Raw genomic sequence first — 24,876 nt, 5'->3', positions numbered from 1 at the left:
TTTGAGGGATATTAGGCCACGAATCGCAACTGTCAGGCCAAAAGCTGCGAAAAAACCGTCTTTCGCACGCCCCGACCTGCCGGTATTTATTCGGAGGGCACGTATTCTACAACTTCCAGATCGAAACCGGATATCGCATTGAACTTCATCGGTGAACTCATCAGGCGCATTTTGCGCACGCCGAGGTCACGAAGGATCTGCGAACCGGCACCCACCGTGCTGTAAGTGGTCGGCGTCTTGATCGGTTGCTGCCCTGCCGTTTCGCGAATGTGAGCCAGCAGCACATCGCCATCCAGCGGATGACCGAGCAACAGTACGACGCCGCTGCCAGCCTCGGAAACCGCTCGCATGGCGGCGCGCAGGCTCCAGCGGCCGGGCTGGCTGACCATCAGCAGGTCGCGCAGCGGGTCCATGTTATGAACGCGCACGAGGGTTGGTTCTTCTGCGCAGATCTTGCCCAGGGTCAGCGCCAGGTGCACATCACCCTCGACCGAATCGCGATAGGTCACCAGGTTGAAACTGCCCAGTTCGCTGTCCATCGGCTGCTCGGCAATCCGCTGAACGGTACGTTCATGGATCATCCGGTAGTGAATCAGGTCGGCAATGGTGCCGATCTTGATGTCGTGTTGCCGGGCAAACTCTTCAAGTTCGGCGCGACGCGACATGGTGCCGTCGTCGTTCATGACTTCGCAGATCAGCCCCGTCGGTTCAAAACCGGCCATGCGCGCCAGGTCGCAGGCCGCTTCGGTATGACCGGCGCGAGCCAGAGTGCCACCGGCCTGAGCCATCAGCGGGAAGATGTGCCCCGGGCTGACGATGTCTTCGGCTTTGGCTTCTTTGGCAGCGGCGGCCTGAACGGTGCGTGCACGGTCGGCTGCGGAGATACCGGTGGTCACGCCTTCCGCGGCTTCAATGGAAACGGTGAACTTGGTGCCGAAGCCGCAGCCGTTACGCGGTGCCATCAGCGGCAGTTTGAGAGTTTCGCAGCGCTCGCGGGTCATCGGCATGCAGATCAGGCCACGGGCGAAGCGCGCCATGAAGTTGATGTGCTCGGGCTGCACGCATTCGGCGGCCATGATCAGGTCGCCTTCGTTCTCACGGTCTTCGTCATCCATGAGGATGACCATCTTGCCCTGGCGAATGTCTTCAACCAGTTCTTCGATAGTGTTGAGCGCCACGCGGCACCCCCTTGATTCAGGATTTGAGGTAGCCGTTTTCGGCCAGAAAGCTTTCGGTGATCGTGCCGTGGCCAGGCTCGGCGGCCTTGTCGCCCAGCAGCAGGCGCTCCAGATAACGCGCCAGCAGGTCGACCTCCAGGTTGACCTTACGGCCGGGCTGGTAGTCGGCCATGATCGTTTCGCTCCAGGTATGAGGCACGATGGTCAGTTCGAACTCGGCGCCGTTGACCGAGTTGACCGTCAGGCTGGTGCCGTCGACCGTGATAGAGCCTTTATGGGCGATGTATTTGGCCAGCTCGCGCGGGGCACGCACCGTAAACTGAATGGCGCGGGCGTTATCGGCACGGGAAACAATTTCGCCCACGCCGTCGACATGGCCGCTGACCAGATGACCGCCCAGACGCGTAGTCGGGGTCAGGGCCTTTTCCAGGTTGACCCGGCTGCCGCTCTTGAGGTCGACAAAGGCGGTGACGGTCAGGGTTTCACGGCTGACGTCAGCCCAGAAGCCGTCGCCGGGCAATTCGACGGCGGTCAGGCATACGCCATTGACGGCAATGCTGTCGCCGAGCTTGACGTCGCTCAGGTCGAGCTTGCCGGTTTCCACGTGAACGCGGACGTCGCCACCCTTGGGAGTCAGGGCGCGGATGCTGCCGATGGATTCGATAATGCCGGTAAACATGGGTCCTCCGGGAGAACAAGGGCTGCGCGCAAGGCGAAAGCCGGGAATTATACGCCGGGTGCGCGCACAGGGAGAGCGATGACTCGCCAGTCATTACCGACGGCACGCATTTGCACGATGTTCAGCTCCAGCGCTTCGCTCATCTGCGCCAGCGGCAGGTCGAGCAGCGGCCGGGCCGATGAGCCGAGAAACTTGCCGGCAATGAATATCTGAAACTCGTCGACCAGCCCGAGACGCGCAAAGGCACCCGCCAGCCGCGGACCGGCTTCGACCAGCACTTCATTGACGCCACGCGTGGCCAGTTCGCTCATCAGCTTGCGCAGGTCGACATGACCGGCGCTGTCAGCCAGTGCCAGCATCTCGTGGCCTTCTTCCTGATAGCGACCTCGCGCCGACGCCGCAGCACAGGTAACGACCAGCGCACTGCCCGCCTGAAAGAACGGCGCGTCCAGCGGCACGCGCAGACGACCGTCAATCAATACCCGCAGGGGCGGACGCGCAGCGGCCAGCGCGGTCAATTCTGCATTGAGCCCCAACTCATCGGGGCGCACGGTGAGACGAGCCTTGTCGGCCAGCACCGTATCGGCACCGGTCAGCACTACGCTCGACTGCGCGCGCAGACGCTGAACGGCAGAACGCGCCTCGGGACCGGTGATCCACTGGCTTTCGCCGCTGGCCATAGCGGTTCGGCCATCCAGGCTCATGGCCATCTTCACGCGTATGTAGGGCTGTCCGGTTTCCATGCGCTTGAGAAAGCCTTTGTTCAGCGCTCGCGCTTCGCTTTCCAGCACGCCGCATTGAACGCCGATACCGGCATTCATGAGGCGCAACAGGCCACGGCCGGAGACTTCGGGATTGGGGTCCTGCATCGCAGCGACAACCCGCGCCACTCCGGCTTCGATCAGTGCATCGGCACAGGGCGGTGTGCGCCCCTGATGGCTGCACGGTTCGAGGGTGACATAAGCGGTCGCGCCTCTGGCCAGCTCGCCAGCCTGGCGTAAGGCATGCACTTCGGCATGCGGCTCGCCAGCCCGGACATGCCAGCCCTCGCCGACGATCTGGCCGTCACGCACAATGACGCAGCCGACGCGCGGGTTGGGGTGCGTGGAGTAGAGCCCGTTACGCGCCAGTTCCAGCGCACGCGCCATGTAATGAACGTCGAGAGCCGCCTGTTCAGTCAGCAATGCACTTATTCCTTACCCGGCTCGCGGGCCAGACGGTCGATTTCTTCACGAAATTCGTTGAGGTCCTGAAAGCGGCGGTACACCGAAGCAAAGCGGATATAGGCCACTTCGTCGAGCTTCTGCAGCTCGGCCATGACCAGTTCGCCAACCACCAGCGATTTGACTTCGCGCTCGCCGGTCGCTCGCAGCTTGTGCTTGATGTGCACCAGTGCCGCCTCGAGGCGCTCGACACTTACCGGACGCTTTTCAAGCGCACGTTGCATACCGGCGCGCAGTTTTTCTTCATCGAAAGGCTGACGACTGCCATCCTGTTTGATCAGACGCGGCAAAACCAGCTCGGCAGTTTCGAACGTCGTGAAGCGCTCGCCGCAGGCCAGACACTCGCGTCGGCGGCGTACTTGCTCGCCTTCGGCGACGAGGCGGGAGTCGATGACTTTGGTGTCATTGGCACCGCAGAAGGGACAGTGCATGGTGGCTGGCAACGAAAGAATGAGGAGCGCCATGTTAGCGCATCCTGCTGGCAAGACAAGGCTGAGGGTTTACGGTATATAGACGCGCATTAAAGCGATGTGAAATTGCCTGCGCTCGGTAATACTGCATGCATGGCGTCACTCAGCCTTTCGATTTTTGTCTTGTGGAGCTCTTGATGACGTTACGCCCCGTTATTCTACTCGGCCTCATTGGCTTGCTGGCCGCGTGCAGCAGCAATGACGCGCCAAAACCGGCTGCTGCACCGCCCGTCGCCCCGGCAATCAAAGTGCCTGCCGGGCCCGGCCCGCTGCAACCGTACCAACGTGAACTCAGCGGGCAACTGCTCGGCGTACCGGCCGGGGCCGAGGTCGAGCTGGCGATGCTGGTGATCGACGAGCGCGGCCGTCCACAGAAGCTGCTGACCAACACCTTGCTGAAGGGCAACGGCCAGTCATTGCCGTTCCAGTTGCGCTTCAACCCGGAAGCCTTTCCGGTAGGCGGGCGTGTCGAACTGCGCGGCCGAGCGAGTCAGTCGGGGCAATTGATACTGCACCTGCCGTCGATGCGCATCGACCAGCCCACCACTCAGGCGCTGGGGCAATTGCAATTCGTCAAGGCGCCATGATTGCTCCGCGACACCTTCAAGACGCGCTGAGCGAACTGCTCGGCGACGCCCGGCTGGTTGTCACAACGCTGCCGGGCACTGAGCTGAAACTGTGGCTGATCGACGATGCCAACATGGACCGTGCCTTCAGCCCGGATGAAACGCGCCGTATTCTGGAAGAGCCACCGTACTGGAGCTTCTGCTGGGCCAGTGGCCTGGCTCTGGCGCGTTTTCTGGCCGAAAACCCGCACTGGGTGGAAGGCAAGCGGGTACTGGATTTCGGTGCAGGTTCGGGTGTGGCAGGTATTGCTGCGCTCAGGGCCGGAGCACTTGAAGTGGTGGCCTGTGATCTCGACCCGTTGGCGATCGCTGCCTGCCGGGCCAATGCCGAACTCAACCAGGTGCAGTTAAGCTACTCGACGGATTTTTTCGCCGAAGCGGATCGCTTTGATCTGATTCTGGTTGCCGACGTGCTGTACGACCGCGCCAACCTGCCGCTGCTGGATCAATTTCTGTCCCGGGGCCGCGAAGCACTGGTGGCAGACTCCCGCGTGCGCGACTTCAAGCACGCTGCCTACCGGCGCCTGACAATGCTGCATGCACACACCCTGCCGGACCTGGCAGAACCCCATGAGTTTCGGGATGTGAGCCTCTATCACGCGGCGCGGTGAGCGCTAAATAACAGCCCAGAATCGCTCAGCTAAACGGTTTCTGTAGGAGCGAACTTGTTCGCGAATACGGTTGTTCGAACGATAAATTTCCAGAGAATTTTCCGTCCCTTTCGCGAACAAGTTCGCTCCCACGGCCTTCGGCCAGAATCAAAAGCAAATGTGTGGATAGCGCTGAGCGTGCGGGGCAAGGATGATGCCCCACCGCCGACGCCGCTTTCAGCATTGCCCTGCGGGCTTTATAGTTGGCGGCATTCAGATTCTTCGAGACGTGCAATGAGCCAGGAAACTGCTTACATCTTCGACGCAACCGCCGCGAACTTTGATCAACTGGTGATCGACAAATCGTTCGACCAGCCTGTACTGGTCGATTTCTGGGCCGAGTGGTGTGCGCCCTGCAAGGTCTTGATGCCCCTGCTGCAGCAAATCACCGAGAGTTATCAGGGCGAATTGCTGCTGGCCAAGGTCAATTGCGACATCGAGCAGGACATTGTTGCGCGCTTCGGCATTCGCAGCCTGCCGACCGTGGTGCTGTTCAAGGACGGCCAGCCGGTGGATGGTTTTGCAGGAGCCCAGCCTGAATCGGAAATCCGCAAGATTCTCGAACAACATGTCGTCATGCCGCCTCCTCCGGCCGCCGATCCATTCAAGCAGGCGCAAGAGCTGTTTGCAGAAAGCCGTTTTGCCGAAGCCGAAGCACAGCTCAAGGTGCTGCTGGGCGAAGACAACACCAATGCCGCAGCGCTGATTCTGTATGCGCGCTGCCTGGCAGAACGTGGCGAGCTGAGCGAAGCCAAGGCGGTGCTGGATGCCGTCACTGGTGATGCACACAAAGCCGAGCTGGCGGGTGCCAAGGCGCAACTGACGTTCCTGGCACAAGCGGCCACTCTGCCGGATGTGGCCGAACTGAAAAGCCGCCTGGCGCAAAATTCTCAGGATGACGAAGCGGTGCATCAACTGGCGATTCAGCAATTGTCGCGTCAACAGTACGAAGCCGCGCTGGATGGCCTGCTCAAACTGTTCATTCGCAATCGCAATTACGCCGAGGGCCTGCCGCACAAGACGCTGCTGCAAGTGTTCGACCTGCTGGGCAATGAGCACCCACTAGTAACCGCATACCGTCGCAAGCTGTTCGCCGCGCTGTATTAAGGCAACTTGCCACCGGCACCGCACCGGTGCCGGTGGCTGAACCGCCAGGTCAGATCACGTCGCGGCGACCCAGCTGTACAGCGGCGCATCCCCGCCACTCTCGACCTTCACGTTCGCAGAGTGACGCAAGCGCACCAGTAAATGCTTGCCTGCCGCAGTACTGCCGGCCAGCCCTTCCAGTTGCCCCAGCAGATCCGGCCCACTCATCTGCCCGGCCTTTTGCAACAATTCCTGTGCGACCTGCCACAGCCTGTCGTCCTGATTAAGCGGCTTGCTCTCGACCACGGCGGCCGATACGTCGGGAGCTGCGGCCTTGAGCTGCGCGCCCAGTTGCGCCCAGTCGCCTTCGTCCAGTTCAAGGGTCAAATCCACCGGCCACTGGCCTACGGTTCCACGAATACGCAACATGATGTGTACCTGCTGACAGTCAGGCGTACATGCTCCCACAGGCTGGCGCGCATGCCCATGATCAACCGTAAAGCCACTGGCTGATGACCGGCTCTTTGCCGTTCATGAAGTTGCCAAGCGCCCGCACGTCATAGACATTTTCCCAATGCTCGACAATTCTGCCATCACGAAACCGCCACAGGCCGCAAAACGGCATGATGATCTTCCGGCCCTCGCAACTGGCGCGCATCTCCCCCAGCACCGAGCCATAGTGCTCGTTGGCAATGATGTCGTGGACATCCATGTACAGGGTCTGACGTGTGCGCCTGAGCAGATTGATCTCGTGGGAAAGCACTGCGTCCTTGCCAATGGCTATGGACAAGCCACCACCAGCGCCCTGATCGGCTTTGTGCAGCACAATGTCAGCGTCGGCGAACTCGGTAATTCGTGTTGGATCCTTGTACACCGCACGCAGGATTTCTCTATTCGGATGGAGCTTGTTCATGAGTATCTTCCCTGATGTCGCACTCGGCTGGCGATGAAAACCCTCCCGGCGCATCCGGCGCAGGTACGGCGATTTTCACTCTCCAGAGTAGGAGCTGCTGACGCGAAGGCTGAGACTACTTCAGCATAAGCACGGGCTGGGGTATTCCAGATAACACCCTCAGGTAACGTCCCATGGAGACCAGATCGTCCAGCGCTCGAACAAAAACCCGTCCACGCACACCGACACTTGTTATAAGATCACATAACAGATTTTTTCGAATATTACCCCCGGAGTCCGCTATGCGCCGTTTGCTACTCGCCCTGCCTTTCGCCCTGTTGCCACTCGTAGCTGCCCACGCATCCGAAGTACATGACCATGATCACGGCGATGAACACGGCAGTCTGGGTGCCCACGAGCATGGCGTCGGACGTCTGGATGTAGTGCTGGAAGGCAAGACGCTGGAGTTTGAATTCGACAGCCCGGCCATGAACATCGTCGGTTTCGAGCACGTTGCGACCTCGGATGAAGACAAAGCCAAAGTCGCCAAGGCGCGAGAGTTGCTACTCAAGCCAAACGCGTTGTTCAGCATCGCCGATGCCGCCAACTGCTCGGCCACTTCGGTGAAACTGGAAAGCCCGCTGTTCGGCGACAAGGATGACGATCACGATGAGCACGCAAAGGGCGGCGATGCCGATCATCATGAGCACAGCGAAATTCACGGCCACTACAAGTTCGTCTGTGACGCACCGGCCGTTCTGAAGAAGCTCGACCTGTCGCAAATCTTCAAAACCTTTCCCGACACCAAGAAGCTTCAGGTACAACTGATCTCGCCAGGCGGCCAGTCGGGCGCAGAAGTGATCGCAGCCAACCCAACGCTGAAATTCTGATCGCACTCTGCGGTACAACGACCGGGCCTGGCCCGGTCTTTTAATTTCCAACCGAGCGTGAGTCAGCCCATGACCCAAGCACTGATCGAGCTATCGAACCTGAGCTTCAACTGGCCAGGCCACCCACAGTTACTGGACATCCCCGAGTTTCGCCTGCAAACCGGCGAAACCCTGTTTCTCAAAGGCCCCAGCGGCAGCGGTAAAACCACCTTGCTGGGCCTGCTGGGCGGTGTGCAAAAGCCTGTCAGCGGCAGTATTCGACTGTTGAATCAGGACCTGTCGACACTGTCGGCGGCAGCACGTGATCGCTTCCGAGTCGATCACACCGGCTATATCTTTCAGCAGTTCAATTTGTTGCCGTTTCTGTCGGTGCGGGAAAACATCGAGCTGCCCTGCCACTTTTCCAGCGTCCGCGCCGAGCGTGCGAAGCAACGCCACGGCAGCGTCGAAAAAGCGACCACCACCCTGCTCGCCCACCTGGGACTGAAAGACCCGGCGATGCTGGCACGCCGCGCCGACTCATTGTCCATCGGCCAGCAACAACGCGTGGCCGCGGCCCGTGCGCTGATCGGTCAGCCTGAGCTGGTGATCGCCGACGAACCCACTTCGGCGCTGGACGCCGACTCTCGAGAAGCGTTCATTCGCCTGCTGTTCGCCGAATGCCGCGAGGCCGGGGCCAGCCTGCTGTTTGTCAGTCATGACCAGAGCCTGGCACCGCTGTTTGATCGCAATCTGTCGCTCAGCGACCTGAATCGCGCCGCCGTCGCCGTGGAGATTTGAGATGTATCTGTTTCGTCTGGCCATGGCCAGCCTGGCCAACCGCCGTTTCACCGCGTTTCTCACTGCCTTCGCCATTGCGCTGTCGGTGTGCCTGTTACTGGCCGTAGAGCGAGTGCGCACCGAAGCGCGCTCCAGCTTCGCCAGCACCATCAGCGGCACCGACCTGATCGTCGGCGCACGTTCCGGCTCGATCAACCTGTTGCTGTATTCGGTATTTCGCATCGGCAACGCCACCAACAACATTCGCTGGGACAGCTTTGAGCATTTTGCCCAGAGCAAACAGGTCAAATGGGCGATTCCGGTTTCGCTGGGCGACTCCCATCGTGGCTATCGGGTGATGGGCACCAACGAGGCGTATTTCGAGCATTATCAGTTCGGTCGCCAACAGCATCTGGAAATGGCCGAAGGACGCGAATTCAAGACCGATCCTTTCGAAGTGGTGCTGGGCTCGGAGGTCGCCAAGGCGCTGCATTATAAATTGGGCGACAAACTGGTATTGGCGCACGGTGTCGCGGCGATCAGCCTGGTCAAGCATGACGACAAACCGTTCACCGTGGTCGGCATACTCAAGCCGACCGGTACACCGGTGGACCGCACGCTGCATATCAGCCTGGGTGGCATGGAAGCCATTCATATCGACTGGCACAACGGCGCACCGGCGCGAGGCAACGAGCGTATCTCTGCCGATCAGGCACGCAATATGGACCTGACGCCGACTGCGATCACCGCCTTCATGCTGGGTCTGAATAGCAAGATCTCGACCTTCAGCCTGCAACGCGAAATCAACGAATACCGTGGCGAGCCCATGCTGGCGATTCTGCCCGGCGTGGCGCTGCAAGAGCTGTGGAGCCTGATGGGCACCGCGGAAAAGGCACTGTTCGTAATTTCGCTGTTCGTGGTGCTGACCGGTCTGATCGGCATGCTGACCGCGATTCTCACCAGTCTCAATGAACGACGCCGGGAAATGGCCATCCTGCGCTCGGTCGGGGCGCGGCCCTGGCATATCGCAAGTCTGCTTATACTCGAAGCCTTCGCCCTGGCTCTTGCGGGTGTCATCAGCGGCCTTGCACTGCTCTATATCGGCATCTTCGTGGCCCGCGACTACGTGCTCGACAACTACGGCCTGTACCTGTCGTCTATGCCACCTGGCCAATATGAATGGACCCTGCTCGGTGCCATTCTCGGTTGCGCGCTGTTGATGGGAACCGTGCCAGCCTGGCGAGCCTACAGGCAGTCACTGGCCGATGGACTGTCGATTCGTTTATGAGGACCTTCATGATGCGGCGCATGCTACTCACTCTGCTGCTCTCGGTTTCCACTCAACTGTGGGCCGCCGAGCCGCGTGAACTGACCTGGAATGACATGATTCCGCCCGATGCACCCGTGGTGAAGCCGGTAACGGCTCCGATACACGATATGTCCAAGCTGTCCGATGCACTGGCCATGGAGGCAGCGCCTGCGGCCCATCAACTGGCTCCGCATGCGCCAGTGGTCAAGGCACTGGATGGCAAGCTGGTGCGTTTACCGGGCTACATCGTGCCACTCGAGGTCAGTGAGGAAGGCAGAGTGACGGAGTTTTTGCTGGTGCCGTATTTCGGTGCCTGCATCCATGTGCCGCCGCCGCCAGCGAACCAGATCGTGCATGTCACGAGTGAGCTGGGTGTGAAGGTCGATGAGCTGTATCAGCCGTACTGGATCGAAGGACCGATGCAGGCCAAATCGTCTACCAGCGAACTGGCAGAAGCGGGTTATCAGATGCAGGCAGACAAGATATTTGTCTACGAGTTGCCGGATTCATAAGGATGAAGAGGTTCCCAGCGATTTCATTGAGCTGAGTCAAAGTCGCCGCTCGACAGCGCTTTAACATTATGCCCATAAATTTTGACTGATCTCTGGAGCCTCCATGAACAAGCACTTGCTACGCGCGTCTATTGTCGCGCTTGCCCTCACCGCCCCGGTCGCGGCACACGCGTACCAGTCCGGCGACTTCATCGTTCGCGCCGGTGTTGCGCACGTCCAGCCCAATGAAGACAGCGGCGAAGTGCGCCTCGACGGTGCCAAGGTTTCCGGCACTAAAGCGACTGTCGACGGCGAAAACCAGCTCGGCCTGACCTTCGCCTACATGCTGACCCAGCATGTAGGCATCGAGTTGCTGGCTGCTACACCGTTCAGCCACACCGTTTCAGTAAAAGGCCTGGGGCCAGGCCTAGACGGCAAGCTGGCTGATATCAAGCAACTGCCGCCGACACTTTCGTTGCAGTACTACCCGATGGAGCCTTCGTCGAAGTTCCAGCCGTATGCGGGCGTGGGTATCAACTACACCACCTTCTTCGATACCGACCTGACCGGCAACCGCAAGGATCAGGGTTTCAGCAACCTCAAGCTCAAGGACTCGGTTGGTCTGGCCGCTCAGCTGGGCATGGACTACATGATCACTGACAACGTACTGGTCAACGCCTCGGTCTGGTACGTCGACATCGATACCAAAGCGACCGTGGACGGCCCTTCTGCCCTGGCCGTCGGCAAGACCAAGGTCGATGTTGATATCGACCCGTGGGTGTACATGGTGGGCGTGGGTTACAAGTTCTGATCTGCACACCTTCAAACGCCACAGACACAAAGGCACCCTCAGCGGGTGCCTTTGTGTTTTGTGGTTTGAACTCTGCGTGCCGGATTCCTGATTATCGTGCCGTGATTTAACCCGCGCCCCGGTTCCTGGCTATCGTGCCGATGCTCCGCGTCGGTATGCAGTTCGTGACGCTCTGCGTCACAAATAGGCGCTGCACCGCACGCTCAAGAGCGGACGCAGAGCGTCCACAAATGCATTTCCACGCGGAGCATGGGGACGATCAGCACTTACAGTCGATGCGGGGCTCATTGCCCCATCAGCAACTCAAGCCCACGAACCAGTGGTGTCGGCTCATCAATGCTGAAGTGCTCCAGCAGACGCTGGTTACTGGCCCGGGAATGCTTGATGTCGCCCGAGCGCGGTGCCTGATAGCTGACTTCCGGCTGTTTGCCGACCACTTGCGAGAGCGCCGACAGCAGCTCGTTGAGCGACGTGGTCTTGTTCAGACCGACGTTGATCGCGCCCTCAATGGCGCTTTCCCGTGACAGGGCCTGTAGCAACAGCTTGAGCAGGTCGCCCACGTAGAAGAAATCGCGCGTTTGCTCGCCATCGCCAAACACGTTGATCGGCAGGCCTTTCTGGATGCGTTCGGCAAAGATGCTGATCACGCCCGAATACGGCGACGACGGATCCTGGCGCGGGCCGAAGATGTTGAAGAAGCGAAAGATCACCGGCTCCAGACCATGCTGACGGCGGTAGAAGTCCAGGTAGAACTCGCTGGCCAGCTTGTCCGATGCGTAAGGAGTCAGCGGTGCTTTGGTGGTGTCTTCGGTGATTGCTTCACCTTCGCCGTTGTTGCCGTATACCGCCGCGCTGGAAGCAAATATCACGCGTTTGATGCCCGCTTCGCGCATGGCCTCACAGACATTCAGTGTGCCGATGAAGTTGCTTTGATGAGTGCGCACCGGGTCGTCGACTGACGCCTGAACCGAGGCCACCGCCGCCAGATGCACGACGGCCTTACAGCCTTGCGCAGCGCGCTTGACCAGTTCGGCATCGGCTACGTCGCCTTCGATCAGTTCAACGCGCGGGTTGTCGAGCGGCAAATTGCTGCGCTTGCCCGCCGAGAGGTTGTCGAGGATGCGCACGCAATGCCCGTCGGCAAGCAATGCATCGGTCAGGTGCGAGCCGATGAAGCCGGCACCTCCCGTAATCAGAACAGGGGCGTCAGACATGTCGATAATACCGGTCCAGCAGGCTTGGCAAGCCGGCCCGCCAGGCGCGGGGCTTGATGCCGAAAGTGTGGAGAATTTTCTTGCAGGCCAGCACCGCGTGCTGCGGTTCCTCGGCTGCATCGGGACGCGCGGCGTGAGCCTGTGCGGTGGGCGATTCAATGGCCAGCGGGTGCAGCAGACGCGCTTCGGTGAGCACCGCCTGACCCAGCGCCAGTGGCGTGGTCGCTTCGTGTCCGGCGTAGTGGTACGTGCCCCACAGCGGCGCTTCGCAATCGAGTTGCTTGACGATTGAAATAATCACCCGCGCCGCATCATCGATCGGCGTCGGGTTGCCGCGTCGATCATCGGCCAGCAGCAGCTCTCCGGGTTCTTTGGCGCGCGAAAGAAAGCGGCCAAGCACGCCATCGGCGCTGTCATCCAGCAACCAGCCAAAACGCACAAGCACATGTTGCGGGCAGGTGGCGCGCACGCTTTGCTCAATACGCCACAGCGCCTGACCGCGCAGCCCCAAGGGCACTGGCTCGTCTTTTTCGCTGTAGGCGGTCGCGCGCGAGCCATCGAACACACGATAACTGGAAGGCTGGACCAGCGTGATGTTGTGGTGCTGACACAGTTCGGCCAGGCGCTCGACAGAGCGCTCCTGATGGGTCAGGCGCGCTGCGCTCACGGTCTCCGCCTGAAACCAGTCGAAGTAGTAAGCGAGGTTTATCAGGGCATCGGGGCGGGTGTCATCAAGCAGTTGCGTGAGGCTCGCCACGTCCCAGCCGTCTTGCGGTGGACGTGGTGCGAGGAAACCAATGTCTTCCTCGGCACCCAGACGAATCAGCGCCTGCCCGAGTGCATTCCCGCCGCCCAACAGCATAAGGCGCATTCGCATAGAGTCAGCAGGCTCGGTATCAGATAATCAAACGAACAATTGAAAAACGCCTGCAAACATAACACGTTGCCTGCCAACCCCCAACAGTTGCGCAGCCTGGCGGGTCAATGACGCCGCCACAACGCGTTGCAGCGTCTCATCGCGCCCCATTGATTACTGAGCTGCCGGCCCTGGCGGGCTGTTGCCCTTGGGCAGACCAAGCGGTGCAGGTGCCGGCGCGGAAGGTGTCGCAGCAGCTGGGTCCGAAGGCGCAGGAGGCCCCTCGGCTTCAACGCCAGCCTGCGGGTTGTTGAAGCCCGGTCCCATGACCATCTGTGGATAAGTCTGCGCAAAACGCACGTTCGGGTTTTTATCCACAAGGCGCTTGAGGCGCTCGTTGAAGGCGCGCCCCACTGCGTACTGCCCGCCGGAAGAGGTACGGAATTGCGCGGTCAACACCATGCCGTTGAGGTTCATGCTGTCGACGCCGAACACCTCCAGCGGTCCTTGCAGGTTGTGCTTGAGCAGAATGTCATCGCTGATCGACTGCCCGGTTTCGCGGATCAGCGCCAGCGCATCATCAATATCCGAGTCGTAAGTGAACTGCACCGAGAAGAAGGCATACGCGAACTGCCGTGACTGGTTGGTGACCGCCTTGATCTGCCCGAACGGCACGGAATGGACAAAACCCTTGCCATCACGCAGGCGCACGGTACGGATGGTCAGGCTTTCCACCGAACCGGAATGGCCGGTACTGAGCACCACCCAGTCGCCCACCGAGAAGGTGTCTTCGATGATGATGAACAGACCGGTGATCACGTCCTGCACCAGCTGTTGCGAACCGAAACCGATGGCCAGACCGACAACCCCGGCACCCGCCAGCAGCGGTGCAACGTTGATGCCCAGGTTGGCCATGGTGGTGATCGCGCAGATCACCACCAGAATGATTTTCACCGCGTTGCGCAGCAGCGGCAGAATGGTCTTGATTCGCGTGCTCGGTTGGCGGCCACTGCGATGGTTCGCTGGTGGTTTGAGGGCTTCCTGAATGGCCGTGTCGAGCACCACCCACAGCAGCCAGGTGACCACAAATATCAGGCCGATGCTGCTCAGCGAATCGCTGATCACGCGCCCCAGCGTATTGCGCTGGGCAAACTCGAACATCGAGAAGCCCCAGATACGCCCCAGTATCTCGATGAACCCGATGGCCAGCGCAATGCGCAACACCGCGTACACCAAGCTCAGCAGACGCGCCTTGTAAACATGCCCGCCGCGCCCCAGAGATTCGGTCGGTTTGAACAGGTGCTGGAACACTGTGCTCAAAAATACCGTGGCGATCAGCAGAATGGTGGTGAACAACGCACAACGCAGCGCTTCCTGACTGTCTTCACCGGCTCCGATCAGGTTGATCGCCGAAACCAGAATCATCAGCAGGATCGGCAGGTGCCACAGGTTGGAGAAGATTTTCAGCGACTGCTGCAGCGCTGGCCGTTGCAGGCGACTACTCAAGGAACGGTTACGAATCAGGTGCGCCACCGGGCGGCGCACCTTGATGATCAGCATGCAGAACACCACCGAGGCAAACAGCCCGGTGAACACTGCAACGCTGGTGGTGACGTTGCTGCCCAACTGACGGGCGATCTGCGGACTGGTCAGTGCATCGCTCAGCGCCGCCAGAAAACCGACCACAAACAGTGGCCTCGGCGCGTAGCGGCGAATCATGCGTACCGCAGCGCGCTTGTGCCCGGAGTTGAACATCACAATCACACAGAGCAGCACCGAGGTCGACACGATGCCGCTGCTGGTCGCATAGGCAAAGCACAGCGCCAGCGCACGGCCGACCGACGAAGGCATGAAGTGGCTGACGTAGAGAGTCAATGGCAGGCAGACAATGGCTGGCAAGGTGAACGGCAACACGTATTTGAGCAGCGCCTGACTGCGCTCGCGCACCCGCATGAATGGCGTTCGGCACAAGCGCACCGCCAGAAAACGACCCAAAGTGGTCAGAACGGCAAACGAGCCGATCCAGACAAACGACAAGGCGAGGAAGTCCCCGGCAACACTCCACGGAGAACGTGTAGTGCGCTTGTTGACCAGTTTCTCCAGTTCGTCGGCTGCACGGTCGGCGCGCAATTGCCAGGCGTCGAAGAGGTTGTCGTCAAGATTGAGCTTTTCCTGGACGTCATCAATGCTGGAACTGATGGCACCGAGCAACCCGCCCTGCACCAGAAGCTCCGGGGCCTCGGCCGCTGCTGGCTCCCCGCCGTCTGCCGGTTTCGCATCCGCCTTTTCAGCGGCCTTGTCATCCGCTTTCGCCGCGGGTTTGTCAGCTGCTTTGGCATCGGCTTTTTCTTTGCCATCGGCCTTTTCGGCCGCTTTGTCGTCGGTCGGCACCGCAGCGCCCATTGGCAGCGCAGGTACATCGGCTGCCTGGAGATTGAAACTGCCTGCGAATAGCAGCAGACCCGACAGGATCAAGATTTTCAGCTGAGACGCCACGCAGTTCTCTCCTTCGATGGACAAATACAACCATGCACAGGCCAAAGCGCGCTTTGATCCCAAGGAACTGATTCCCTTATGCCCGGCAAGTTCGGTTCCGGCAGGGAAATACGATGAGCCGATGTTTCAGAAAATTGCGCCAGAACAGTACGCTCATTCTTCCCGACTGAACTATGCAAAGCGCCAACTGCCGGAATTATCGGCAGCTGCCGAAGGCGTGCATGAGCCTGTGCGCCACAGCGCTTGACCGATCAACCCGACATCGAGAGGAATCTGCATGAGCACGTTCAACGCAAAAGATGGCACCGAGATCTATTACAAGGACTGGGGCACGGGCAAGCCGGTACTGTTCAGCCACGGCTGGCCGCTGGATGCGGACATGTGGGAATACCAGATGGAATACCTCAGCAGCCGGGGCTATCGCACCATTGCCTTCGACCGCCGAGGCTTCGGTCGCTCCAGCCAGCCGTGGACCGGTTATGACTACGACACCTTCGCTGACGATATCGCCGAGCTGATCGAACACCTCGATCTGCGCGAAGTGACGCTGGTGGGCTTCTCGATGGGCGGCGGCGATGTGACGCGCTATATCGCAAAATATGGTAGCGAGCGAGTTGCCAAACTGGCCTTGCTGGGCTCGGTCACACCGTTTTTCCTCAAGACTGACGACAATCCGGAAGGCGTCGACAAATCAGTGTTCGATGGCATCAAGGAAGGTCTGCTCAAGGACCGCGCGCAATTCATCAGTGATTTTGCCACGCCGTTCTACGGCCTGAACAAAGGCCAGAAGGTTTCCGAGGGCGTAAAAACCCAGACCTTGAATATCGCCCTGCTCGCCTCGCTCAAAGGCACGCTGGATTGCGTGACGGCGTTCTCCGCAACCGACTTCCGTGCGGACATGGCGAAAATCGATGTGCCGACCCTGGTGATTCATGGCGATGGTGATCAGGTTGTGCCGTTCGAAGCATCAGGCAAGCGCGCCGCCGAGCTGATCAAGGGTGCCGAGTTGAAGGTCTATTCCGGCGCGCCGCACGGTTTTGCCGTGACCCATGCCGAGACACTCAACAAAGACCTGCTGACGTTCGTGCAGGGCTGATATTTTTGTGTAACAGGGAGCCGATTACCGACTCCCGGCAGGCAGCGAATCAGTCGGCCTGAACGGTCAGCTGATTCTGCTCGCCCAGCCCCGCAATCCCCAGGCGCATGCGTTGCCCTGCGCGCAGGAAGACCGGCTCTGGCTTGACGCCCAGGCCCACACCCGGCGGCGTACCCGTGGAGATGACATCACCCGGTTGCAGGCTCATGCAACGGCTCAGGTAGGCGATCAGTTGCGGCACGCTGAAAATCAGCGTGCGCGTATTGCCATTCTGATAACGATGACCGTCGACCTCCAGCCACAGGTCGAGGGCGTGAGGGTCGGCAACCTCGTCGCGGGTCACCAGCCACGGGCCTATGGGGCCGAAGGTATCGAAGCCTTTACCCTTGTCCCAGGTTCCGCCGCGCTCAAGCTGCCACTCGCGCTCGGACACATCGTTGACCACGCAATAACCGGCAACGTGCTCCATGGCAACGGCTTCGTCGATATAACGCCCGCCCTTGCCGATGATTACGCCCAGCTCGACTTCCCAGTCAGTCTTGAGCGAACCGCGAGGAATTTCGACGTTATCATCCGGGCCGCAAATTGCGCTGGTCCACTTGTTGAATATGATGGGTTCCTTGGGCACTTCCATCCGCGATTCGGCTGCGTGGTCGGCGTAGTTCAGGCCTATGCAGATAAACTTGCCGACCTGCCCGACGCACGCCCCGATGCGCGGTCGGCCCGCAACCAGAGGCAGACTTTCGGGATCAAGCGCAGCCAGGCTGGCAAGGCCTGCCGGGCTCAACACCTCGCCAGCGATGTCCGTGACATGTGCGGACAGATCGCGGATCTGGTAGGCAGCATCAAGCAGACCTGGCTTTTCCTGGCCCTTTTCACCGTAACGAAGCAATTTCATCGAGTTCTCCCGTTTCTGTCCAAGGTGCAAACCGCGGATTCAGAGGGTGACGCCCTGTTGCCCGGCCTTCGGAAATACGTATTCACGATCGGGCTGAACCCACTGAATCTGGACAGATAGCATCGCAACGGACGCCTTGCCTAATGAAATTTACGACCAACTGCCCAGCACGCCGGTTGGCATTGACTGGCAGAAAAATCGGGATAACACGCCACTGGTCATAATTAATACACACAGTGAGTATTAATATCACCCCCAGTTCAAACGAGCCCTTTCGTTGAAACGAGCGCCCCTCGAAAACACGACGGACTCGTACGCCTTCAAGGGCCGGCTGAACTCATGTCAACGCTAATACGTCCTGCAGATTCCCCGTCGCAAGCGCGGCGCCCTGACGCCCCAGGAAAACCTTTTCATGAACAATCGATCGATACCGCGTGCTTCTCGATTCCCGATAACGCGCCTTGCGCTGCTGGTTTCATTGAATTCACTGTGCCTGATCAGCCCGTTCATTCAGGCCGACGACGATGTGCCCACCTCAGTGACGGCGCCCGCCAGCGACGACACCGCTGCCGTGACACTGGGCACGGTGTCGGTGATTGGCCAGGGCGAAACCCGGCAGGTGCAACGCGTCACGCAAAAGGACGTAAGCGCTTATTCCGCAGGTACCAGCCCGTTGAAAGTTCTGCAACGGCTACCGGGGGTCAACTTCCAGTCCGGCGACCCGCTGGGTCGTGAAGAAGGCAGCCAGCGCATCAGCCTGCGCGGTTTTGACATGCACCACTTGGGCTACACGCTGGACGGCGTCACGCTTGGCAACATGAGCTTCGGCAACTTCAACGGCCTGAGCATCACCCGGGCGATCATCGCGGAAAACATCGCTGCCAGCGAAGTGGCTCCAGGCATCGGGTCGCTGGGCACGGCATCGAACAGCGATCTGGGCGGCACCATCCAGTTCACCAGTTCCAATCCGGACAAGGAGTTCGGCGCGCGACTGTCACAGACCCTGGGCAGTTACGACACCTCGCGTACTTTCATGCGCGTCGACACGGGCGAATACAACGGTCTGTCCGCTTATGTGTCGGGAGAAAAGTACGACGCCGATGCCTGGAAAGGCCACGACAACCCGCAAAAATCCGACGCTGTGAACGCCAAGGTCAATTACAACTTCGGCGAAAACCGCGTGAGCTTTTTCCACAGCACCTCGTCTCACGACGAGGCCAATCTGCCCAGTCTGTCGAAGAGCATCATCCAGCGTCTGGGCTACAACTGGAGTTACTACACGCCGGACTGGACCCGCGCGGTCAATGCAGCCAACGGCATCTACACCGGCGGCGTAACCAGCGCAAGCGATGCGACCTACAACGCCAGCAGCCTGCGCGACGACGAACTGGACATCCTCAGCGGCAATTTCTCGCTGACCGATGATCTGGTGCTGGACGCCACGGCCTATCACCACCATGACTCGGGCCGGGGCAATTCGTATTATCCGTTCATCTTTACCAGCGGCTCGACCACTGTCCCCAGCAACTCGATTCGCAGCACGGTGTATGGCATTGATCGAACCGGCTTCCAGAGTTCGCTGACGTACTTCCTGGGCCAGCATGAAATTCAGGGCGGGTTCTGGATTCAATCGAACAAGAACGACATCGCCCGTTACCTGTTCGATACCACCAATGCGACGCCGCAAAACCACATCGTCAAAACCAATGGCCTGAGGCAAGCGGCTACGGTACTGGACCAGAGCTACAACGACCTGACCCGGCAGTTCTACCTGCGCGACACCTACACCCTGCTCGATGACCGCCTCAAGCTTGAGTTCGGCGCAAAGAATACCGTCACCACCTCCACTGCCGAAGGGAAAGGCGGCGGTTATGCCAGCGGCTCGCTGGAAGCACGGAACAGGTTTTTGCCGCAAGTGGGCGCGACCTACAAACTCAATGACAGCGATGAAGTGTTTACGTCTTATTCGGAAAACATGGCGGCCTTTCCGAGTGGCGGTTACAGCCCGTTCTTCACCACGCAGACTGCAGTGGATGCGCAGAACGGCTTCAAGGACCTCAAACCCGAAACATCGAAAACCGTTGAACTGGGCGTGCGCCGCAGCACAAAGCTGTACTCGGCATCCGCGGCGGTCTACAACACCAAATTCGACAATCGCCTGGTGGCCATCACCAACTGCACCGGCATCGTCATCTGCCAGAACGGCGTCGCCAACGTCGGCTCCGTCACCAGTCGGGGCCTGGAACTGTCATTCGGCCTGACGCCCGACGAGCACTGGCGCTGGTCCAACTCCATGTCCTACAACCACAGCACTTATGACGACGACTACGCCAGCGGCGGCAGCACCGTTCATGTGAAAGGCAAAACCGTCGTCGATACGCCCAAGCTGATGTATTCCAGCAACCTGGACTGGAATTGGGAGCACTGGAATGCCGGCATGCAGGGCAACTACATCAGCAAGCGCTATTACACTTACACCAACGACTCCAGTGTCAGCGGCTACTGGGTAGCGAACGCCAACCTCGGCTACGACTTCGGCAAACTCGGTGCCGTCAAAGACACCACCGTCTCGCTGAACATGGTCAACCTGTTCGACAAACGCTACATCTCCACCCTCAACACCGACGCCAGCGCAGCGACCGACCCTGCGGGCAATTTGCAGATTCTGCAGGTGGGCACGCCACGCAGTGCGTTTGTGACACTGGGCGTGAAGCTTTGATTTTGGAGACAGGCTCTTGTGGGAGCGAGCTTGCTCGCGAAGGCAATGTACCTGTCTCTGCACGACCGCGTGGGTTGCCAACCTCAATGGCGACGAATACCCCATCGTGCTGCATACTCCCCTGACATACAGCGCCTGACCTTCATCTGGACACCCCATGACACCCAACGCAGAACTCTATAACCCGTCCACCGAATATGCCGACAAGCTGATTTCGCGCATCGGACAAACACCTTCGTGGATCGCAAAACGCATTGGTGTGACTGACAAGCGCATTCGCTACATTCTGGATGGGGAAAGGACCGTCAAAGGCGAAACCACGCCGATTCAGATGACCTATACCGAGCAGTTTGCACTGGAGTGTCTTGTGGCAGAGGCTATAGCGCTGAGGATGTAGGACCCGCTGGCTATCAAGCATTGCCCTTGAATCTGAGGTTCCTGATAATCACGCCCTCAAATAACTCAGGCAAGGAAATGCAGTGAAAGGAAATCTAGTATTGGTGGCGTTGCTTGCCCAAGCTTGAGTGCGGTTAAGTCTTTACTACGAATAACTCTCATGCTCGCGGTTCTCAAGCAGGTATGTCCAACAGTTTCAGACTACGTGACGATTTAATCATAGAAGCACACTCTTCAATGATGACAGGCTTACTAAAAAGATAACCCTGCATTTGATCGCAGCCATACGTCACAAGCAGCGCTAACTGGTCGACTGTTTCGACGCCTTCTGCAATGACTTTAAGACCCAATTCGTGCGCCAACACGATGACCGCTCTGGTGATAGCGGCGTCCTCATGATTGCTCGTTATATCTTTTATGAACGCCCTGTCAATTTTGAGGGCGTCAAGAGGGAATCGTTTCAAGTAAGCCAAACTCGAATAGCCCGTTCCGAAATCATCGACCGAAAGGCTTATACCATGCGATTTTATATCTCGAAGTATTTCAACCGCCGACTCGGGATCGATCATCAGCATCGACTCGGTCAATTCGAACTCTAAAAGAGCGGGGTTGATACCGTACCCTTCAACGATATGTTTGACGGTCTCCGCCAGGCCTTTTACCTGAAGCTGCCTGACGGACAGATTGATGGCGATCGGTACCTGCCTGATATTATTCTCTCCCCAGCTTTTTATGGTTTCACACACGTTGCGGATAATCCATTCGCCGACAGGAATAATCAGGCCAGTGTCTTCAAGAATAGGGATAAACTCAGCCGGAGAAACCATACCCTGCTCCGGGTGATTCCACCGCAACAAAGCCTCCAAACCACTTATCCTGCCATCGGTGAGGCTGACCTTTGGCTGAAAATGTAGAATAAACTCATCACGGTCAAGCGCACCCCGCAATAGCGTTTCAGTTTGCAAGCGCTTGACTAAACTTTCGTTCATCGTGGCCTTATAAAACTTATAATTATTACGGCCACTTTTTTTCGCATGGTACATGGCGGTATCCGCATTCTTCAGGATAACGCCAGTGTCTCGCCCATCAAACGGATAATTAGCGATGCCGACACTCGCTGAAACAAATACATCCTGACCGCCCAGATTGAATGGTTTCCCCAACGCTTCAACAACATGGGTCGCAAGGGTTTTTATAAGGCTTTCGGAATAAACATGATGGGTAACGACGATAGAAAACTCGTCGCCTCCCAGCCGCGCAACCACACTGTTTTCATCAATGCAGTCTTTCAAGCGTCGACCCGCCTGGATAAGCAATTGGTCGCCCACTGAATGCCCCATGGTGTCATTCACTGCTTTGAACCTGTCCAAATCGATGAATATGACACTGACTGCATCTGGCACTGACGTTTTCCGACTGATTATCTCGCGCAGATAATTGCTGAGAAACCAGCGATTAGGCAGATGGGTGAGCGAATCATTTTCGGCCAGATAGATTAGCTTTTTCTTGGCATCATACCGCTCAAGCGCGGCGGCCAACAGGTTAGCAAGTGTTTGAAGGTAGCTGACATCTTCACGTGTAAAGGAGTAGTCAGTGCTGGCATACACCCCAAGAACACCCTTGAAAACCTCCCTGCAGGATATCTCAATCTCTAGACCACTTCTAATACCGCAAGCCTCCACTGTTTCGTCCGGCAGCAGCGTGTACCTGTTATCAGGTGTATCAGAATTAATGACACACCCAGTGGAAGCAGCAGTACCGTTCAAAAAATCATTGTGATAACCACCGCGGACTTCCACGTGGTTCAAGCCAACCTCCGCGTTGAGGATGACCCCATGACTCACTCGATCAACGACTAATAAAGCCACCTTGCACAATGTTAATCCTTGCGCCGCGTTCAATGCTGCCAGTCCACCCAGCGCACTGACGTTTTCTTCTGTCAATGCCTGCTGACCAAACAAGGCAATAAGGTTTTGCCTTCTGGAGTTATCCAGAATCGCGACCTCAAACTCCTTTCGATCAGTAATATCGATATCGATGCAAATATATTTTTCAACGCCACCCATGTCATCGAGAATAGGTATTATGGTGCGTCGATGCCATGCATCCTTACCGGTACGACCCGAAAGCCTGAGCTCACCGTTCCACACCTCATTTTCAGGAGCCCATCGCCACGGTTCAGAAGTTGAAGAGATGCCGGTCCAGACTTCATCGATCGTCAACTCTAAAAGCTCGGCTCGCGAATGCTGTGAGCTTGTTACGAATCGTTCGTTAACGTAGGTGATACGTCCGGAGGCCGAAACTTCGCAAACGATTGAAACCTCGTCCAGGGCATTTTTATGCTGCACCAAGGTATTCATCAACGATTCGATACGCAGGCCAAAGTGATTGCGCATACTGGCGGCAGTGCGGTTTACCGCTTTTATAGCCTCCTGTATTTCCATGGGAGCATCAGCGACCAACATCGCTTCTGCTGCCACTGCACCTGAAGCAATTTCCGCCTCATAAGAGTGAAGTTTGCCTAGGTGAGCAAGCGAACGCTTGATCATGAACCCCATCAACATCAAACTTATCAACAGAAAAAATACCGCAAACAATGTAGCCTGGATCACAAGACTATAGAGTTCGGCAGCAATTCTCTCGGCATTAAAAGACAAACGCATCACGCCATAATCTTTTCCGCCAATAGTGATCGGGCGATTGACATCGAATAATCTTGCAGCGACTTCAGACTCTATCCACGCAGGCGCTCTTCCAACAGGCGCACTGGCTGCCTCAAGGCGAATCACGCCACCCGACAGGTCAATAAATATGGCCGACTTGAACGGCGAGCGAGCCAGGGTTTTTTCGAGGGTTCTTTTGATGGTGTCGTAATCGCCGATGACGACACTTTCTTCAACCGCTTGCGCCGCCACCTCAATGAGCATGTTAGCGGTGTCTTGTATCTCTTCAATATGCTGAAGCAGCTGGTTTTTATAAAACAGTCCCAGCCCTGTCGTCAAAAAAGTCAGTATCAGAATGGATAACATCGCCAGTATTCGCGACGTCAGTGATTTGGGCAGCAGGCTTTTAAAGAAATTCATTAACAGCCTCTCCAGCTAAAGTTGAAATTATTTACTTAAGGTTTGCTGGCAAACTGTTATAAAAATCACGATAGGACGCATAATCCGCTTCCGTCGCAGGAATGAAGGTAATCGGTGCCGGTGCATGGACCAGCTCGGTCGCCTCACGAAGAACCCTGCTACCGTCGGGATCGTTTTGCATATTAAAAAATGCGTTGGCTACCGCATCACGTTCTTTTTTAGAAACCCGAGGGGATGCCATGAGGGCCAAATCATTGAACGAGGCTGAACTCCACAGTACGCGGAACGACTTCCCTTCTCTCTCCGTGTAGCCGCTCACCAGCTGTGAATTGGCTCCCATCGCCTGAGCCTTACCACTGAGGAGTTGGCTGAAAGCACCGTCCATATTCCCTGCAAACACAGTAGACGTGTTGATCCCTTTCTTGACCAATTCCGAGTTTGTGACTTTATAAGCGATGAACGCTTCCGGTCCCGGATACACGACTTCCTTGCCTTCTAACTCTGAAAGGCTATGAATGGGCGAGTCGGCAGGTACCACGATTTGCCCCACGATAGCAGGCGCGTCACGGCGACCAAACACCTTCCAGCCCATCTTGTCGCGTTCCGGGCTAAAAAGATGGTTGGTGAACGCGAAGTCAACTTCTTGCGCGAGCACATAACTTGTCGTATCAGAGGAGGTCCGCCCTAATTTCAGCGTGAGGTTCACGCCGCTTTTTTCGGACACATACTTTATGATTGGATTCCAAAAACCGGCTGAAAGATTAAGATTGTACTGATTGACAGGCGAAAAGTTGTAGACTTTCAGCTCTTCAGACGCGGCCATATTCGACAAGGCAAAAGACAGGGCGATCATTATAGCTTTGCAGCCTAGGCGTAAGTTCACTTGTCCACTCCACAGGTATAATAACTTCTTAGTCAACGGTGATGAGCGCCAACTTAAGCCCAGCCATCTAATATGATCGGCCGAGGCTCTTGAATCTTAAGCAAAGACCGCATGAAGAAATATTAATTGGCCAGCCAATGCACCTGACTGCTGCATCCGCGCGATAGTCTC

The 24,876-nt window shown here is 57.8% G+C and carries 24 protein-coding genes; 12 read left to right on the top strand and 12 right to left on the bottom strand.

Annotated features, from left to right (window positions below):
• Positions 1-86 precede the first annotated feature (86 nt).
• Genes ribBA through nrdR form a run of 4 tightly spaced genes read right to left on the bottom strand, consistent with a single transcriptional unit; the run spans position 87 to position 3,511 of the window.
• Positions 87-1,178, bottom strand: coding sequence for a bifunctional 3,4-dihydroxy-2-butanone-4-phosphate synthase/GTP cyclohydrolase II (gene ribBA, locus RYC17_RS08615; RefSeq protein WP_316902744.1), 1,092 nt, complete (start codon positions 1,176-1,178; stop codon positions 87-89).
• Positions 1,179-1,194: 16 nt separating this feature from the next.
• A complete protein-coding gene (locus RYC17_RS08610; RefSeq protein ID WP_316902743.1) occupies positions 1,195-1,857 on the bottom strand; it encodes a riboflavin synthase in 663 nt (220 codons plus the stop codon).
• A 47-nt stretch (positions 1,858-1,904) separates the two neighbouring features.
• A complete protein-coding gene (gene ribD / locus RYC17_RS08605) occupies positions 1,905-3,005 on the bottom strand; it encodes a bifunctional diaminohydroxyphosphoribosylaminopyrimidine deaminase/5-amino-6-(5-phosphoribosylamino)uracil reductase RibD (RefSeq protein ID WP_316902890.1) in 1,101 nt (366 codons plus the stop codon).
• 41 nt (positions 3,006-3,046) lie between these two features.
• Positions 3,047-3,511 (bottom strand): transcriptional regulator NrdR, encoded by a 465-nt coding sequence (nrdR, locus tag RYC17_RS08600; RefSeq protein WP_002555431.1) that lies wholly within the window; start codon positions 3,509-3,511, stop codon positions 3,047-3,049.
• A gap of 176 nt (positions 3,512-3,687) precedes the next feature.
• Here nrdR and RYC17_RS08595 point away from each other — a divergent pair, with 176 nt between their 5' ends.
• The 3 genes from RYC17_RS08595 (at position 3,688) to trxA (ending at position 5,933) form a co-directional block, all read left to right on the top strand.
• The gene (locus RYC17_RS08595) at positions 3,688-4,137 is read left to right on the top strand and encodes a hypothetical protein (protein ID WP_002555432.1); all 450 of its coding nucleotides are present in this window, start codon (positions 3,688-3,690) and stop codon (positions 4,135-4,137) included.
• Complete coding sequence (locus tag RYC17_RS08590; protein ID WP_316888212.1) at positions 4,134-4,787, top strand: class I SAM-dependent methyltransferase; 654 nt, start codon at positions 4,134-4,136, stop codon at positions 4,785-4,787. The genes RYC17_RS08595 and RYC17_RS08590 overlap by 4 nt, the downstream gene beginning before the upstream one ends.
• A 273-nt stretch (positions 4,788-5,060) precedes the next feature.
• Positions 5,061-5,933 carry a thioredoxin gene (trxA, locus tag RYC17_RS08585; RefSeq protein ID WP_316902742.1) on the top strand — a complete coding sequence of 291 codons (873 nt, stop codon included), beginning with the start codon at positions 5,061-5,063 and terminating at the stop codon, positions 5,931-5,933.
• Positions 5,934-5,987: 54 nt separating this feature from the next.
• Here the strand turns inward: trxA and RYC17_RS08580 are convergent, their stop codons facing one another.
• A complete protein-coding gene (locus RYC17_RS08580; RefSeq protein WP_058402665.1) occupies positions 5,988-6,341 on the bottom strand; it encodes a hypothetical protein in 354 nt (117 codons plus the stop codon).
• Between the two features lie 61 nt (positions 6,342-6,402).
• A complete protein-coding gene (locus tag RYC17_RS08575) occupies positions 6,403-6,825 on the bottom strand; it encodes a nuclear transport factor 2 family protein (RefSeq protein ID WP_122281245.1) in 423 nt (140 codons plus the stop codon).
• A gap of 281 nt (positions 6,826-7,106) precedes the next feature.
• Here RYC17_RS08575 and RYC17_RS08570 point away from each other — a divergent pair, with 281 nt between their 5' ends.
• From RYC17_RS08570 to RYC17_RS08550, 5 genes are all read left to right on the top strand, one after another.
• The gene (locus RYC17_RS08570; protein ID WP_122281246.1) at positions 7,107-7,694 is read left to right on the top strand and encodes a DUF2796 domain-containing protein; all 588 of its coding nucleotides are present in this window, start codon (positions 7,107-7,109) and stop codon (positions 7,692-7,694) included.
• 69 nt (positions 7,695-7,763) lie between these two features.
• Entirely contained in the window at positions 7,764-8,474 is a 711-nt protein-coding gene (locus RYC17_RS08565) for an ABC transporter ATP-binding protein (protein WP_058402668.1), read from the top strand.
• 1 nt (position 8,475) lies between these two features.
• Positions 8,476-9,741 (top strand): ABC transporter permease, encoded by a 1,266-nt coding sequence (locus RYC17_RS08560; RefSeq protein WP_004666332.1) that lies wholly within the window; start codon positions 8,476-8,478, stop codon positions 9,739-9,741.
• 8 nt (positions 9,742-9,749) lie between these two features.
• Positions 9,750-10,274: a DUF3299 domain-containing protein gene (locus tag RYC17_RS08555; protein ID WP_058402703.1), complete on the top strand. Its 525-nt coding sequence runs from the start codon at positions 9,750-9,752 to the stop codon at positions 10,272-10,274.
• 103 nt (positions 10,275-10,377) lie between these two features.
• The gene (locus RYC17_RS08550; protein WP_058402669.1) at positions 10,378-11,064 is read left to right on the top strand and encodes an OmpW/AlkL family protein; all 687 of its coding nucleotides are present in this window, start codon (positions 10,378-10,380) and stop codon (positions 11,062-11,064) included.
• Positions 11,065-11,348: 284 nt separating this feature from the next.
• Here RYC17_RS08550 and RYC17_RS08545 read toward each other — a convergent pair whose 3' ends face one another.
• The 3 genes from RYC17_RS08545 to RYC17_RS08535 all read right to left on the bottom strand — a co-directional run bounded on the left by RYC17_RS08545 (position 11,349) and on the right by RYC17_RS08535 (position 15,630).
• Positions 11,349-12,278: an NAD-dependent epimerase/dehydratase family protein gene (locus RYC17_RS08545; protein WP_058402670.1), complete on the bottom strand. Its 930-nt coding sequence runs from the start codon at positions 12,276-12,278 to the stop codon at positions 11,349-11,351.
• Complete coding sequence (locus tag RYC17_RS08540) at positions 12,271-13,155, bottom strand: sugar nucleotide-binding protein (RefSeq protein WP_058402671.1); 885 nt, start codon at positions 13,153-13,155, stop codon at positions 12,271-12,273. Before RYC17_RS08540 ends, RYC17_RS08545 begins: the two co-directional genes overlap by 8 nt.
• 153 nt (positions 13,156-13,308) lie before the next feature.
• Complete coding sequence (locus RYC17_RS08535; protein WP_058402672.1) at positions 13,309-15,630, bottom strand: mechanosensitive ion channel family protein; 2,322 nt, start codon at positions 15,628-15,630, stop codon at positions 13,309-13,311.
• A gap of 16 nt (positions 15,631-15,646) precedes the next feature.
• Here RYC17_RS08535 and RYC17_RS08530 point away from each other — a divergent pair, with 16 nt between their 5' ends.
• Complete coding sequence (locus tag RYC17_RS08530; RefSeq protein ID WP_058402673.1) at positions 15,647-15,877, top strand: hypothetical protein; 231 nt, start codon at positions 15,647-15,649, stop codon at positions 15,875-15,877.
• A gap of 30 nt (positions 15,878-15,907) precedes the next feature.
• On the top strand, positions 15,908-16,726 hold the full coding sequence (locus tag RYC17_RS08525; RefSeq protein ID WP_058402674.1) for an alpha/beta fold hydrolase: 819 nt from the start codon (positions 15,908-15,910) through the stop codon (positions 16,724-16,726).
• Positions 16,727-16,775: 49 nt separating this feature from the next.
• On the opposite strand, the gene RYC17_RS08520 is transcribed toward RYC17_RS08525, so the two are convergent.
• Complete coding sequence (locus RYC17_RS08520; RefSeq protein ID WP_058402675.1) at positions 16,776-17,624, bottom strand: ureidoglycolate lyase; 849 nt, start codon at positions 17,622-17,624, stop codon at positions 16,776-16,778.
• Between the two features lie 412 nt (positions 17,625-18,036).
• Between RYC17_RS08520 and RYC17_RS08515 the strand changes: the two genes are divergently transcribed.
• Positions 18,037-20,343: a TonB-dependent receptor gene (locus tag RYC17_RS08515; RefSeq protein ID WP_058402676.1), complete on the top strand. Its 2,307-nt coding sequence runs from the start codon at positions 18,037-18,039 to the stop codon at positions 20,341-20,343.
• A gap of 157 nt (positions 20,344-20,500) precedes the next feature.
• Positions 20,501-20,740, top strand: a complete 240-nt coding sequence (locus RYC17_RS08510; protein WP_003317071.1) for a hypothetical protein — start codon at positions 20,501-20,503, stop codon at positions 20,738-20,740.
• A gap of 172 nt (positions 20,741-20,912) precedes the next feature.
• Here the strand turns inward: RYC17_RS08510 and RYC17_RS08505 are convergent, their stop codons facing one another.
• On the bottom strand, positions 20,913-23,822 hold the full coding sequence (locus tag RYC17_RS08505; protein WP_316902741.1) for a putative bifunctional diguanylate cyclase/phosphodiesterase: 2,910 nt from the start codon (positions 23,820-23,822) through the stop codon (positions 20,913-20,915).
• A gap of 31 nt (positions 23,823-23,853) precedes the next feature.
• Positions 23,854-24,675: a phosphate/phosphite/phosphonate ABC transporter substrate-binding protein gene (locus RYC17_RS08500; RefSeq protein WP_058402678.1), complete on the bottom strand. Its 822-nt coding sequence runs from the start codon at positions 24,673-24,675 to the stop codon at positions 23,854-23,856.
• Between the last annotated feature and the right edge of the window lie 201 nt (positions 24,676-24,876).

Source organism: Pseudomonas syringae group sp. J248-6, assembly GCF_032586995.1.
Taxonomy (GTDB): Bacteria; Pseudomonadota; Gammaproteobacteria; order Pseudomonadales; family Pseudomonadaceae; genus Aquipseudomonas; species Aquipseudomonas amygdali.
This window is presented reverse-complemented; position numbering and strand designations above follow the sequence as displayed.